This window comes from Parasphingorhabdus sp. W113, from assembly GCF_055693205.1.
The window spans coordinates 216,326-229,660 of sequence record NZ_CM146328.1 but is presented as its reverse complement, the minus strand read 5'-3'; the positions used below and the strand labels follow the sequence as shown (position 1 = coordinate 229,660).

Below are 13,335 nucleotides of genomic sequence, written 5' to 3'. Positions count from 1 at the left end.
GGTCGGCGAACAAATGCTCTGCCAAGGCGACCCCCGCGCGCTGCCGGATCCATCCAGCTAGTCATATTGCTACTTGCTCCTGGACGCCCTGCGCATAGGACGGGCCGCTCCATATCGCCAATGACAGGAGCGCGACCATCGCCATTTCAAACCGCAGGGTCTTTATCAAGCAACGGCCGGACGGCGTCCCGACAATTGCCGATTTCGGCGTCGAAGACGGCACCATCGATACGGTTCCGCCGGGCCATGTCGTGGTAAAGGTCGATACATTGTCGATGGACGCCTGGATTCGCACGACGTTAAATGAAGCCGGCATGCACCGCACCGGCGAGATCGGCACGACGATCCGCGCCTTTGGTGTCGGACAAGTGATCGAAAGCGCCAGCGACAGTCTGGCGGTTGGCGATTGGGTCTATGGCATATTATCAGCGCAGACCCATGCGCTGGTACCGGACCAGGCGGTGACCAAAGTTACGCCCGAAGACGGCATCCCGCCCAGCGCTTTTGTTGGCCCGCTGGGCATGACCACCGGCCTGACCGCCTGGGTTGGCCTGATCAGCGTCGGCGCGGTGAAAAAGGGCGATGTCGTGGTCGTTTCCGGTGCTGCCGGTGCAGTGGGGTCGGTTGTCGTCCAGCTTGCCAAGGCCCGCGAAGCCCATGTCATCGGTATTGCCGGTGGCCCGGAAAAATGCACCTATCTGACCGACACGCTCGGCGCGGATAGCGCCATTGATTACAAGAACAGCCCAGTCGCCGAAGCCCTGGCCGAGGCGGCACCCAAGGGAGTCGACGTGTTTTTTGACAATGTCGGCGGCGAATTGCTCGACACGGTGCTCGACAATCTCGCACCGGCCGATGCGCGGGTGGCGATTTGCGGGGCGATCTCGCAATATCAGCATCTCGACGATGTCCGCGGACCGAAGCTTTATCTCAGGCTCGCCGAGCGCAACGCGATGATGAAAGGGTTTGTGGTCAGCCACTATGCCGCCGATCACGCCGAGGCCAGGGCCGAGATTTCAGAGCTGATGCGGACCGGTCGTCTGGTCCTGCCAGAGCATGTCATCAGCGGGATCGACCGCTTTCCCGACGCTCTGTTCATGCTGTTTGACGGCGGTCATCTCGGCAATCTCGTCGTCCGGCCCTAACCCGATCCGCGCGCGCGGTGCCGGCCTATTCGGTCCGCGTCCGGGTTCGCGCCTGGCGATAGGAGCCGAGCAGGCGGACGCTGTTGCAGTGGAACGCGAGTTCCTCCAGCGCGCGGTCCACGGCCGGGTCGCCCGGCGCACCTTCAATATCGGCATAAAATTCGGTCGCCGCAAAACTGCCGCCGCGCTGATAGCTTTCCAATTTGGTCATGTTGACGCCGTTGGTGGCAAAACCGCCCATCGCCTTGTAGAGCGCGGCGGGGATATTCTTCACCTGAAAGATGAAGGTGGTCATCACCGGTCCGTTGGGTTCGGGAATCGTCGCCTCTTCTGCCAGCAGGACGAACCGCGTCATGTTGTGCGCTTCGTCCTCGATCGCATTTGCAATCGGCTCGAGACCGTAAATCTCCGCCGACAGCGGCGGTGCGATCGCAGCGGCATGCGGATCATCCTGATCCGCGACATAGGCCGCTGCAGCCGCGGTGTCGGCATAGGCAACCGGAATAATATCCTGTTCGCGCAGATAGTGCCGGCACTGGCCGAGCGCTTGCGGGTGGCTCATCGCGGTCTTGATCGTCGCGGTGGCGGATTGTGCCATCAGACAATGATGAATCGGCATGAAATGTTCAGCGACAATATGCAGGCCCGATTCGGGCAGCAGGAAATGAATGTCCGCCACCCGGCCGTGGAGATTATTTTCAATCGGGATGATCGCGCTGCCGGCCAGCCCGTTTTTTACCGCGTCGAGAGCGTCCTCAAAGGAAAAACACGGCAATGGCAGGCAATCGGGCGCAAATTCCATCGCCGCGATATGCGAATTGGCACCCGGCGCGCCCTGAAAGGCGATGGCCTGGGCGGGTGCCTGAGCAGCGCTTTCGGCCATGGTCTTGACCATTCCCAACGCTTTTTGCGGAAAGCTGTCCATGATTCTTGCAAGTCCCTCGTCACCTGTTCCGCGCTTGCCGCACAATTTACCAGGGGGCAAGACCTGAAAAGCAATTTGTGACAATGGTGTAATTTTATTGCGCGGCTCTGTTCTTCCGGGATGGATCAATTGAGGTCTTGCTTTGAACCGGCGCTGTTATTAGAGAAAGCCCGAAAGTATCGGCAGGCTGGGTCTGCACGCCATTCAGGGATTTGAGACAAGATGGACAATAATAACACCATTGCTGGCTGGGTTTTGGCTGGCGGTATTGCGGCACTCGGCTTTTCGATCCTGAGCGGCAAATATTTTCACGCCGACAATCCCGAACGCCCGGAAACCCTTGGCTATGTCATTGAAGGCGTCGAAACTGCGGATGCCGGTCCAGCCGAAAAATCAATGGGCGCGATGATGGCAACTGCCGATGTCGCTGCGGGCGAAACAGTGTTCAAGAAATGCGTGGCCTGCCATACGGTCAACCAGGGCGGCGCCAATGGTATCGGTCCCAATCTTTATGGCGTCATGGGCGCAAAACACGGTCATACGGCGGGCTTTGCCTATTCCGAGGCACTGACCAGCATTCCGGACAACTGGAATTTTGACAATATGAACGCCTGGCTGATCAGCCCGCGCAAATATGCCCCGGGCACCAAAATGACATTCGCTGGCCTCGGCAAACCCGAAGATCGCGCCAATGTGATTGCCTATATGAACGCGCAGGGATCCAACCTGCCTTATCCCGAGCCGCCGGCAGAAGAAGCTGTTGATGCCGACGCACCGGCTGAAGCGGAAACCGCGGCGGCCGAAGCGCAGGTAGCAGAAGAAACCGCGGCCGCTGACGAAGCCGCAGCGGAAGAATAAACTCTTCAGCCGCCGGCTGTTCGTCAGGCTATCAGCCTAACCGCAATCAAGATCATAAAAGTCCTGGATCACCTGCCAGGCTTCGTCTGCGGTTTCGACAAATTGGAACAGATCGAGATCCTTGGCGCTGATCGTGCCTTCCTCGGCCAGCGCGTCGAAATCAATCACCCGATTCCAGAAATGCTTGCCAAACAGCAGGATCGGAAGTTTCTCCATCTTGCCGGTCTGAATCAGTGTGAGCAGTTCGAAAAATTCGTCAAATGTCCCGAAACCGCCCGGGAAGACCGCGACGGCACGGGCGCGCAACAGGAAATGCATCTTGCGCAGCGCAAAATAATGGAACTGGAAACTGAGTGACGGCGTGACATATTCATTGGGCGCCTGTTCGTGCGGCAACACGATGTTCAGGCCGATGGATTCCTTGCCGACATCCTGGGCTCCGCGATTGGCCGCCTCCATGATCGACGGGCCGCCGCCGGAGCAAACCACAAAGTCCCGCTTGCCATTTTCTGATATGCCGCAGGCGCTGGCGAGCCGCGCCAGATTGCGGGCTTCGTCATAATATTTGGCCTTTTCCTGCAGCCGTTTTGCGGTCTTCAGCGATGCCTCGTCAGTCGCCGCCTCAATCAGCGCCTCGGCCTTGCCCGGTTCGGGAATCCGCGCGGATCCATACATCACCAGGGTCGAGCCAATTCCGGCTTCGTCGAGCAGCATTTCCGGTTTGAGCAATTCCAGCTGGAACCGCACCGGACGCAATTCCTCGCGGAGCAGAAAATCCGTGTCCTGAAAGGCCAGCGTGTAGGCCGGATCTTCGGTTTGGGGGGTGCTGAGCGCCTGTTTCCGGGCGAAGTCAGCTTCTTGTTTGGCGCGGTAGAACCGGCGGTCATGGAGATCTTTATTTGTCATCGTTTCGCTCTAGAGCAAAGCCTTGCGACTTGCCAATAAACTTAGTGGTTTAGACGCAAGTCTATCGACCCGCGAAACCGCCGGTCAGCGGCAAAATCCATTGCCGCCCATATCAAAATGGAAATGGTCATGATGCGCGGCGTTGTAATCGGGGCTGAGCACCGTCCCGAACCGGCGACAGGCGCTTTTGTGAATGGCGCGCAGAAACGCCTTTTCCTGGCGACCATTGCGCCAATTGTTGCGCACCGTGATCCGCCGGCCATCGGCCAGCACGAAGCCCGCCACATCGATCGCATTGGCCCGGCCATGTTCGGACAGGCGTCCGGACCCGGCGACCCGGCGACAGCTATAGCTGCCCATGGTTTCGATGCGGACCAGCTCGCTGCCAAGATATTGGCGCGCGGCGCGGCTGACCGCAAATTCGGTCCAGGCGGCAAATTTCTGGGCAAGCTCGCATCGGATCGGCCCAAGATTGCTGACATCCGTGGCCCCGAGATCCAGCAAGGTGATCGCATCAATCTGGCTGCATCCACCGCCGAATGTGCGGTTGGGCAGCGGCGTGAACCGGACATTGGCGCGTTTGAGCATGCCATGGCATTGCTTGGCCGACGGGCTCGACTGGACCACCGCTCCGCCACCGCTCTGTGGCCGTTTGGACTCGGGGATACCGCAACCGCTGAGCGCGAGTGAAACCAGGCCCAGCCACAGCCAGCCGCGACGCGAAGTGCAGGCTGTGGGTTGGGGCGGTGAAACATGTAATAGGCGTGTCATGAAAAAGGCTTGACCCTGCTTTTGATAATCCCGGCTGAAGCGCCGCAGCCATAATGCACATTTGCGCCAAAAGGGACAGAATTTGCGACCAACGGGCGCAAATAAGATCCGGAGCTGGCCGATGGTCCGCCACTGGTCCCGCTGTCGCCCGGTTTTCCGGCTGCTATGGATTCTATCTGTCCTGATCCGTGTGGCCGCTTCATCCCTTGCTCAAACAATTGCCGCTTGACTTGCTGCGCTGCACCATACATTGCGGCGACGGGCCACGCGGTCCCAACGCCGCGCGAGCTCTCTGCAAGGAGAAGCATGACATGACTGATACAACTGTACCGACGCCTGAATTGCGTCCTGACTGCCCGAATTTTTCTTCGGGCCCTACCGCCAAATTTCCTGGCTGGTCTCTCGACAAACTGAACACCATCGCCATGGGGCGGTCGCACCGTTCTGCCACCGGCAAGGGCCGGCTGAAATATGCGATCGATCTGAGCCGGGAACTGCTCGGCATTCCCGATGACTATCTGATCGGTATCGTACCGGCCTCCGACACCGGAGCGGTGGAACTGGCGATGTGGAACATGCTCGGCGCGCGCCCGGTAACCGTGGCGGCCTGGGAAAGCTTCGGCAATGTCTGGATTCAGGACGCCGTGAAGCAGCTCAAACCGGCTGATCTCACCGTCCTCGAAGCCGATTATGGCGAAATCCCGGATCTCACCCAGATCGACAAGGGTGACGATATTGTCTTCACCTGGAACGGCACCACCTCTGGCGCCAAAATCCCGAATACCGACTGGATTGCCGACGACCGCGAAGGCGTGACGATCAACGACGCGACCAGCGCGGTCTTTGCCCAGCCGATGGACTGGGCCAAGCTCGATGCCACCACCTATAGCTGGCAAAAGGTCATGGGGTCGGAAGCCGGTCACGGCATGCTGATCCTAAGCCCGCGCGCGGTCGAACGGATCGAAAGCTACAGCCCCGGCTGGCCATTGCCGAAAATTTTCCGCGTGAAAAAGGGCGACAAGCTCAACCGTGCGATTTTCGAAGGCGCGACAATCAACACGCCGTCGTTGCTCGCCACCGAAGATTATATCGCTTCGCTGGAATGGGCCAAATCGATCGGCGGATTGTCCGAATTGCACGCCCGTGCCGATCGCAATGCCCAGGTCGTACACGACTGGATTGCCGCCACGCCATGGCTGCGCAATATGGTCAGCGATCCGGCAAAATGGACCAATACCGGTGTCTGCATGCAGTTTCAGGGCGACTGGTATGACGGGCTCGACGCCGATCAGCAGGCCGCCGTGCCGAAAAAAATCGCCGCGATGCTCGAAGCCGAGAATATCGCCTATGATTTTAACGGCTATCGCGATGCGCCGCCTTCCTTGCGGATATGGTGTGGCTCGACCGTGGAAGAGGAAGACGTGCGGCGTCTGCTGCCGTGGATCGAATGGGCCTTTGCGCAAGTGCAAGCCGAGCTTTCCTAATTCCATCCGGCATCCCCGCAGATGCGGGAATGTCTATGTGCTGACACCCCAATGGCCAGGAGATTCCGGATTCCGTCCGGGATCACGAAAATCAGAAGGATTTTTCTATGCCCAAAGTTCTTATTTCCGACAAAATGGATCCCAAAGCCGCCGAGATTTTCCGCGAACGCGGCGTCGAGGTTGATGAAATCACCGGCAAGACGCCGGAGGAATTGAAAGCGATTATCGGCGACTATGATGGTCTGGCGATCCGCTCGTCGACCAAAGTGACTCCCGAGATTCTCGAAGCAGCGACCAATTTGAAAGTCGTTGGCCGCGCCGGAATCGGTGTCGACAATGTCGATATCCCGGCCGCCTCGGCCAAGGGTGTCGTGGTCATGAACACGCCCTTTGGCAACAGCATCACCACCGCCGAACATGCCATTGCGATGATGTTCGCGCTGGCGCGGCAGCTGCCTTCCGCCGATGCCTCGACCCAGGCCGGCAAATGGGAAAAGTCCAAATATATGGGCGTCGAACTGACCAGCAAGACGCTGGGCCTGATCGGCGCCGGCAATATCGGATCGATTGTGGCCGAACGCGCGATTGGCCTCAGGATGAAGGTCGTGGCCTATGATCCGTTTCTGACCGAAGAACGGGCGGTCGAAATCGGCGTCGAGAAGGTCACGCTCGACGGGCTGCTCGAGCGAGCCGATTTCATCACCATGCACACGCCTTTGACCGATCAGACCCGCAATATCCTGTCCGCCGAAGCGCTGGCCAAGACCAAGCCCGGCGTGCGGATCATCAATTGCGCGCGCGGCGGACTAATCGACGAGGCGGCGCTGAAAGAGGCGCTGGATTCCGGTCATGTCGCCGGGGCTGCGCTCGACGTCTATGCCGAGGAACCGGCCAAGGAAAACCCGCTCTTCGGCACGCCGAATCTGGTGTGCACGCCGCATCTCGGTGCGTCGACCAGCGAGGCGCAGGTCAATGTCGCCATTCAAGTGGCCGAGCAAATGGCCGACTATCTGGTCAATGGCGGTGTCACCAACGCGCTCAACATGCCGAGCCTGTCCGCCGAACAGGCACCGAAGCTGAAACCCTATATGGCGCTCGCCACCCAGCTTGGATCGCTGGTCGGGCAGCTGGCCGCCGACCAGATCAAGGGCGTGGCCGTGGAAGTCGAAGGCGCGGCGGCCGAACTCGATACCAAACCGATTACCGCCGCGGTCCTGGCCGGACTGATGCGCGCCTATAGCGACACCGTCAACATGGTCAATGCACCCTATCTCGCCAAGGAACGCGGTCTCGATGTCCGCGAAGTGCGGCACGACCGGGAAGGCGACTATCACACGCTGGTCCGGGTATCGGTCACCACCAATGACGGCGAAAAGTCGGTTGCCGGCACCCTGTTCGGCAGCAGCGGTCCGCGGCTCGTCGAAATGTTCGGCATCAAGGTCGAGGCCGATATGGAAGGCGACATGCTCTATATCGTCAACCGCGATCAGCCCGGCTTTATCGGCAGCGTCGGTTCCACCCTCGGCGCCGCTGGTGTCAACATCGGAACCTTCCATCTCGGTCGTCGGTCAGACACGCCGGGCGGTGAAGCGGTGCTGCTGCTGTCGATCGATTCGCCGGTTGAGGAACCGGTGCTGTGGTCGGTCTGTCAGCTGGAGGGCGTCAAAACGGTCAAGGCTTTGCGGTTCCAATAGCAGCGCAGACGCTGTCATTTGGCGAAAAAAGCGGTGGCCTGCGCGGATGCATAGGCTATGGAGCAGATGACTATGCAAAACTTGTCAAACTTGCTGCCCGAAGGCTTTCACGACGCGCTGCCGCCCCATGCGGAAGCGGCGTCGAGACTCGAACGCAACGTGCTCGATACGCTGGCCAGCCATGGCTATGCCCGCGTATCTTCGCCGCTGGTCGAATATGAAGATGTCCTGACCAGCCGGATGACCGGCGCGCAGAAAAGCGACCTGATGCGCTTTGTCGATCCGATCTCGCAACGCACGCTGGCGCTGCGTCCGGATATCACCATGCAGATTGGCCGGATCGCCGCCACCAGTCTGGCAGACGCGCCGCGCCCGTTGCGGGTGAGCTATTCGGGCCCGGTGCTCAAGCTCCGCTCGGGCCAATTGCGCCCGGAACGCAGCCGGCTGCAGATCGGCGCCGAGCTGATCGGCTCGGACAGCGTCGCCGCCGCCAGTGAAGTCGTGACTATCGCGATTGAAGCCCTCAGCCGGGCGGGTGTGACCGGCATTACGGTTGATTTCACCATGCCCGACCTGGTCGACATCCTGTCCGCCGAGAGTCTGCCGCTCAGCGCGGCGCAGGCGGCGGAAGTGCGCGCGGAACTCGACATGAAAGATGCCGGCGGCCTGACCGAACTGGGCGCGACGGGCTATTTGCCGCTGATCGAAGCGACCGGGCCCTTTGCCGAATCGCTGGAGAAGATGCGGGCCTTTGACAGCGACAATCTGCTGGCATCGCGGCTCGACGGCATCGCCGCCATCGCTGCCAATATTGATGGCAAGGCCAAGCTGACGCTGGACCCGACCGAACGGCACGGGTTCGAATATCAGAACTGGTTCGGCTTCACCCTGTTCGCCGAGGGCTTTGTCGGCGCGATGGGACGCGGCGGCAGCTACGAAATTGCGCATAATAGTGGCGAACCGGAAGCGGCGGTGGGATTCTCGCTTTACCCCGGACCGCTGATTGATGGCGGATCGGGTAAGGACCATCCGCGCATCCTGTTCCTGCCGCTCGGCCATGATCCGGAAGCCGCGACCGCCTTGCGGGCCGATGGCTGGCGGACCGTCGCCGCGCTGTCCGCCGATGACGATCCGGCCGCGCTTGGCTGCACCCACCAATTGGATGGCTCTGATCCCAAGAGCCTGTGAAGACTGAAAGAAAGACCGACCCACTATGGCCAATGTAACCGTAATCGGCGCCCAATGGGGCGATGAAGGCAAAGGCAAGATTGTCGACTGGCTGTCCGAACGGGCCGATGTCGTGGTGCGTTTTCAGGGCGGCCATAATGCTGGCCATACCCTGGTCGTCGACGGCGAAGTCTATAAATTGTCGCTGCTGCCCTCGGGCATTGTCCGTGGCGCGCTGTCGATTATCGGCAATGGCGTGGTGCTCGACCCCTGGCATTTGCGCGATGAGATTAGCAAGCTCAGCAAACAGGGCGTGGCGATCAACGCCGACAATTTCGGCATTGCCGAAAACTGCCCGCTGATCCTGCCAATCCACCGCGATCTTGATGCAATGCGCGAGGATGCCAGCGGCAAGGGCAAGATCGGCACCACCCGGCGGGGTATCGGACCGGCCTATGAAGACAAGGTCGGCCGCCGCGCGATCCGGGTTTGTGATCTCGCGCATCTCGATGATCTCGGACCGCAGCTCGACCGGCTGTGCGCCCATCATGATGCGTTGCGCGCCGGCTTTGGCGAAGCGCCGGTTGACCGCGACCGGCTGCTCACCGATCTCCAGGAAATCGCCGACTATGTGCTGCAATATGCTCAGCCGGTGTGGAAGCGGCTCAACGAAGCCCGCAAGCGCGGCGACCGGATCTTGTTCGAAGGCGCGCAGGGCGTGCTGCTCGATGTCGACCATGGCACCTATCCCTTTGTCACCAGCTCGAACACGATCTCAGGCACCGCGGCCGGCGGTTCGGGCCTGGGCCCTTCCGGAACCGGCTATGTGCTCGGCATCGTCAAGGCCTATACGACCCGGGTCGGGTCTGGACCATTCCCGACCGAACTGGACGATGATATCGGTCAGCGGCTCGGCGAGCGCGGCCATGAATTTGGCACCAATACCGGCCGCCAACGCCGGTGCGGCTGGTTTGATGCGGTGCTGGTCCGCCAGGCGCTGGCGGTTTCCGGCGTTGCCGGCATCGCGCTGACCAAATTGGATGTGCTCGACGGGTTCGAAGAGCTCAAGATCTGCGTCGGCTATGATCTGAGCGGCGTCACCTATGACTATCTCCCGCCGCATCACCAGGATCAGGAAGCGGTCACGCCGATTTATGAGACCATGGCGGGCTGGAGCGAGTCGACCGCCGGCGCGCGCAGCTGGGCCGATCTCCCGGCGCAGGCGATCAAATATATCAAGCGGGTCGAGGAACTGATTCAGTGCCCGGTGGCCCTGGTATCGACATCACCGGAGCGCGAAGACACGATATTGGTAACCGATCCCTTTGCGGACTAGGCTCCTCTCCCTCCTGACGCTGGCCGCAGTCAGTGCCTGTGGCGGCGGTTTGGAAACCGTCCAGCAGACCGATGGTGATAGGGTTCAACCGCTTCCGGTGATTCCGGAAGGCACCAAAGCCGACAGCCTCCTGGTCGACAAAAGCGATCGCACACTGATCCTCTACAACGGCGACACCGAAATCGCGCGCTATTCGAATATTCGCTTCGGCGATGCACCACAGGGGCATAAGCGCTTTGAAGGGGATGAGAAAACGCCCGAAGGAACCTACACCATCGATGGCCGCAATCCGGGCAGCCGCTATCATCTCTCGCTGCGCGTGTCCTATCCTAATGCCGCTGACCGCAGCTATGCCGAAGCGCGCGGTAAATCACCCGGTGGCGACATCTTCATCCACGGCCAGCCCAATGGCTATGACGGCCCGGCGATCGCCCGCGACTGGACCGACGGCTGCATCGCCTTGCGCAATGCCGAGATTCAGCAGCTCTGGGATGTGGTGCCGGATGGAGCGGAGATTGTGATTCAGCCTTAGTTTTTTGGTGTCCGTTTGGTTCCGAAGCGGGCGTTCGCCTGACCGGGGAATTCGCTGGCAACAGTCTTCCTGGGCTTCAAACTTCGGCCCCAAATCTGTGGGTGCTCGGGTTCACTTCGGCTGTTATGGCAGAAAGAGCGGTTGAATCAGTGTACGATCACACATTTTCGAATCATGGGAGCACGCGGTGTCTGTCAGCCCCGAATACAAAGAATTCCTTGAAGACCTATTTGAACCGATTGGTCCGATCAAGACCAGGAGCATGTTTGGCGTGGATGGCCTTTGTGGGACGCCAATCTGAGACCTGATCCAGAGAACGACAATTCGTTGCTCCACATTTCTCAGTGATCCCGGTGGAGAAACTGCTCCAGTCTTGGCTGTTTAGCGTGACTGGAAGACGGATTGATCGACCTCGCCATCTTTTTGATCTGCCGCTCCCATTTCTCTGAACGCGCCTCAACTCCTCCTTTCTTGATTGGGCCGCATGCCAAGACCCGAACCGGCTTGAACCCGCAGAAACCAAGAACCTGCCGTTTCCAGCGCTTGATCAGCGCATTGCCATACGTCAAGCGCAAGAAGAACGGTGGCGTGTCCATTGTCGCGATGACATCAGCGGAACGACCTTGCATCAATTTGTCCCACCAGGGATCATCGGCATGGTAGGCGAAGGCAAAGCCGGGGAGCAAAAGGCGGTCCAGCAAACCCTTTAGTTCGGCCGGTTCGCTGCCCCACCACATCGGAAAGCTGACAACAAGATGATCGCATGCATCCAGCTGTTCGGCCAAACGTGAAACGTCTGGCTCCCATTCCGTCCGTTTGGCATATCCGTGCCGGAGATTTGGTGAAAACTGCATGTCGCGTACGGCGACCTTTTCGACGATTGCATCGGAAGGAAGCGCATTCTCATAGACCTGAAGGAGGTGAGAGGAATATCGCCCCGCGTCTGGATGACCATCAAGCAAAACTATGCGCATATTTGTCGATTGCCCCACATGTGTCGTTCCAAGAGAATGGTCCACACTAAACGACATCCGATCGAGTGCAATCAATTCATCGAATTGGGATGATACGAACGGGTGGCTCTATAGTTGGCGTGTCCACAGATGCGCCGAAAGCAGACACTACATGAACCTCCGCTATTGGGCCGTCAGCAAAACAACATCGATGGCGTCGGTTCCATCCGCTTTCGCACCCATGGCGGACACTAGCAATCTACCGTCGTTCGCTCGATAGAGGGCCAGCCCTAAACATCATCCGCCGAGATCATTTCCGCGCGATCAATCTCGCCCGTCATCGCCGCCACCGTGGTTGCTACCGCCGCATCGCCCGACACATTGGTGGTGGTGCGCATCATATCCATGATCCGGTCGACACCGGCAACAAAGGCAATGGTCTCCAGCGGAACGCCGACGCTGCCGAACACCAGCGCCATCATGATCAGGCCCGCGCCGGGAATGCCGGCCGCGCCAATCGCGCCGAGAGTCGAGGTGATCGAGATCAGTACATAATCGCCAAAGCTCAGGTCAACGCCGAAAATCTGCGCGCCGAACAGCGTCGCGAGCCCGAGATACATGGCGGTGCCGTTCATGTTGATCGTTGCCCCGAGCGAGACGACAAAACTGGCAACCGAATTGCTCACCCCGAGATTGCGTTCCACGCAGCGCAGGGTCACCGGCAGCGTCGCATTGGACGAGGCGGTTGAATAGCTCACCGCAATCGCGTCGACGATCCCGCGGAAGAAATCGATCACCGGCAGCTTGGCGATAAATTTGATCATCCCCGAATAGATCACCAGGATGATCAGCAGGCAGCCGAGATAATTCAGGCCGACCAGCTGCGCGAGCGAGATTAGCGCATCGAGACCCAATGTCCCGGCCACCCAGGCCATCAGCGCAAAGACGCCAAAGGGGGTCAGTTCCATCACGATCATCGTGACCTTCTGCATCACGATCGCACCGCTATCGAAGATTTTCGCCAGCGGCTTGCCGTCTTCCTTGGCCATTAAGATGCCGATACCGATCAGCAAGGCAAAGACGATCAGCGGCAGCACGCGGACGTCGGCCATCACCTGCACCGGGCTGTCCGGGACGATCGACAGGATCATGTCGACCGCACTGGTTTCATTGGGCGCCGGGGTTTCCCCTTTTTCAATCGCGCTGGTATCGACGCCGGCTCCGGGTTGGAAAAAGGTTCCGAGGGCAAGGCCAAGCCAGGCGGCAATCTGTCCGGTGATCACGAACAGGATCATCGCCCTGCCCCCGACGCTGCCCAGTTTGCGCAGATCACCGAGCGCCGCGACGCCCGCGACCAGCGAGAAGAAGATCAGCGGCACGACCAGCATCTTGATCGCCTTGATGAAGAAATCACCGATCCATTTGATCGTTTCCGCTTCCGGTCCCCAGGCGAGCCCAGCGATGATACCGAGGATAAGCGCGGCTATGACTCGCTGCCACAAAGGTATTTTGAACCAGGTTGACAGCATTTTCACTTCCCCGCGTTTTTTCTGTACTAAGGCGA

The 13,335-nt window shown here is 59.7% G+C and carries 12 protein-coding genes; 7 read left to right on the top strand and 5 right to left on the bottom strand.

Annotated features, from left to right (window positions below; all coding sequences use genetic code 11):
- The first annotated feature begins 113 nt into the window (after positions 1 to 113).
- Positions 114 to 1,145 carry an NADP-dependent oxidoreductase gene (locus tag ACZ1GS_RS00995; RefSeq protein ID WP_472698046.1) on the top strand — a complete coding sequence of 344 codons (1,032 nt, stop codon included), beginning with the start codon at positions 114 to 116 and terminating at the stop codon, positions 1,143 to 1,145.
- Positions 1,146 to 1,170: 25 nt separating this feature from the next.
- On the opposite strand, the gene ACZ1GS_RS00990 is transcribed toward ACZ1GS_RS00995, so the two are convergent.
- Positions 1,171 to 2,070, bottom strand: coding sequence for a prephenate dehydratase (locus ACZ1GS_RS00990; RefSeq protein WP_472696644.1), 900 nt, complete (start codon positions 2,068 to 2,070; stop codon positions 1,171 to 1,173).
- Positions 2,071 to 2,292: 222 nt separating this feature from the next.
- On the opposite strand from ACZ1GS_RS00990, the gene ACZ1GS_RS00985 reads away from it, so the two are divergent.
- On the top strand, positions 2,293 to 2,928 hold the full coding sequence (locus ACZ1GS_RS00985) for a c-type cytochrome (RefSeq protein ID WP_472696643.1): 636 nt from the start codon (positions 2,293 to 2,295) through the stop codon (positions 2,926 to 2,928).
- Between the two features lie 36 nt (positions 2,929 to 2,964).
- Here the strand turns inward: ACZ1GS_RS00985 and ACZ1GS_RS00980 are convergent, their stop codons facing one another.
- Together ACZ1GS_RS00980 and ACZ1GS_RS00975 are read right to left on the bottom strand one after the other, a co-directional pair.
- The gene (locus tag ACZ1GS_RS00980; protein ID WP_472696642.1) at positions 2,965 to 3,834 is read right to left on the bottom strand and encodes an LOG family protein; all 870 of its coding nucleotides are present in this window, start codon (positions 3,832 to 3,834) and stop codon (positions 2,965 to 2,967) included.
- Between the two features lie 84 nt (positions 3,835 to 3,918).
- Complete coding sequence (locus ACZ1GS_RS00975; protein WP_472696641.1) at positions 3,919 to 4,605, bottom strand: extensin family protein; 687 nt, start codon at positions 4,603 to 4,605, stop codon at positions 3,919 to 3,921.
- A 311-nt stretch (positions 4,606 to 4,916) separates the two neighbouring features.
- Here ACZ1GS_RS00975 and ACZ1GS_RS00970 point away from each other — a divergent pair, with 311 nt between their 5' ends.
- The 5 genes from ACZ1GS_RS00970 to ACZ1GS_RS00950 all read left to right on the top strand — a co-directional run bounded on the left by ACZ1GS_RS00970 (position 4,917) and on the right by ACZ1GS_RS00950 (position 10,818).
- A complete protein-coding gene (locus tag ACZ1GS_RS00970; RefSeq protein ID WP_472696640.1) occupies positions 4,917 to 6,089 on the top strand; it encodes a phosphoserine transaminase in 1,173 nt (390 codons plus the stop codon).
- 107 nt (positions 6,090 to 6,196) lie between these two features.
- The gene (serA, locus tag ACZ1GS_RS00965) at positions 6,197 to 7,783 is read left to right on the top strand and encodes a phosphoglycerate dehydrogenase (RefSeq protein ID WP_472696639.1); all 1,587 of its coding nucleotides are present in this window, start codon (positions 6,197 to 6,199) and stop codon (positions 7,781 to 7,783) included.
- 72 nt (positions 7,784 to 7,855) lie between these two features.
- Positions 7,856 to 8,971, top strand: coding sequence for an ATP phosphoribosyltransferase regulatory subunit (locus ACZ1GS_RS00960; RefSeq protein ID WP_472696638.1), 1,116 nt, complete (start codon positions 7,856 to 7,858; stop codon positions 8,969 to 8,971).
- A gap of 25 nt (positions 8,972 to 8,996) precedes the next feature.
- On the top strand, positions 8,997 to 10,286 hold the full coding sequence (locus tag ACZ1GS_RS00955) for an adenylosuccinate synthase (protein ID WP_472696637.1): 1,290 nt from the start codon (positions 8,997 to 8,999) through the stop codon (positions 10,284 to 10,286).
- Positions 10,276 to 10,818, top strand: coding sequence for a L,D-transpeptidase family protein (locus tag ACZ1GS_RS00950; RefSeq protein ID WP_472696636.1), 543 nt, complete (start codon positions 10,276 to 10,278; stop codon positions 10,816 to 10,818). The genes ACZ1GS_RS00955 and ACZ1GS_RS00950 overlap by 11 nt, the downstream gene beginning before the upstream one ends.
- A gap of 341 nt (positions 10,819 to 11,159) precedes the next feature.
- Here ACZ1GS_RS00950 and ACZ1GS_RS00945 read toward each other — a convergent pair whose 3' ends face one another.
- Together ACZ1GS_RS00945 and ACZ1GS_RS00940 are read right to left on the bottom strand one after the other, a co-directional pair.
- Positions 11,160 to 11,792 (bottom strand): NAD(P)H-dependent oxidoreductase, encoded by a 633-nt coding sequence (locus ACZ1GS_RS00945; RefSeq protein ID WP_472696635.1) that lies wholly within the window; start codon positions 11,790 to 11,792, stop codon positions 11,160 to 11,162.
- Between the two features lie 269 nt (positions 11,793 to 12,061).
- Positions 12,062 to 13,300, bottom strand: a complete 1,239-nt coding sequence (locus ACZ1GS_RS00940; RefSeq protein ID WP_472696634.1) for a dicarboxylate/amino acid:cation symporter — start codon at positions 13,298 to 13,300, stop codon at positions 12,062 to 12,064.
- Positions 13,301 to 13,335: the final 35 nt, after the last annotated feature.

Excerpts from the sequence above, each read along its gene's own strand:
- ACZ1GS_RS00990 (WP_472696644.1), bottom strand. The coding sequence starts at position 2,070 with ATGGACAGCTTTCCGCAAAAAGCGTTGGGAATGGTCAAGACCATGGCC.
- ACZ1GS_RS00985 (WP_472696643.1), top strand. The coding sequence starts at position 2,293 with ATGGACAATAATAACACCATTGCTGGCTGGGTTTTGGCTGGCGGTATT.
- ACZ1GS_RS00980 (WP_472696642.1), bottom strand. The coding sequence starts at position 3,834 with ATGACAAATAAAGATCTCCATGACCGCCGGTTCTACCGCGCCAAACAA.
- ACZ1GS_RS00975 (WP_472696641.1), bottom strand. The coding sequence starts at position 4,605 with ATGACACGCCTATTACATGTTTCACCGCCCCAACCCACAGCCTGCACT.
- ACZ1GS_RS00970 (WP_472696640.1), top strand. The coding sequence starts at position 4,917 with ATGACTGATACAACTGTACCGACGCCTGAATTGCGTCCTGACTGCCCG.
- serA (WP_472696639.1), top strand. The coding sequence starts at position 6,197 with ATGCCCAAAGTTCTTATTTCCGACAAAATGGATCCCAAAGCCGCCGAG.
- ACZ1GS_RS00960 (WP_472696638.1), top strand. The coding sequence starts at position 7,856 with ATGCAAAACTTGTCAAACTTGCTGCCCGAAGGCTTTCACGACGCGCTG.
- ACZ1GS_RS00955 (WP_472696637.1), top strand. The coding sequence starts at position 8,997 with ATGGCCAATGTAACCGTAATCGGCGCCCAATGGGGCGATGAAGGCAAA.
- ACZ1GS_RS00945 (WP_472696635.1), bottom strand. The coding sequence starts at position 11,792 with ATGCGCATAGTTTTGCTTGATGGTCATCCAGACGCGGGGCGATATTCC.
- ACZ1GS_RS00940 (WP_472696634.1), bottom strand. The coding sequence starts at position 13,300 with ATGCTGTCAACCTGGTTCAAAATACCTTTGTGGCAGCGAGTCATAGCC.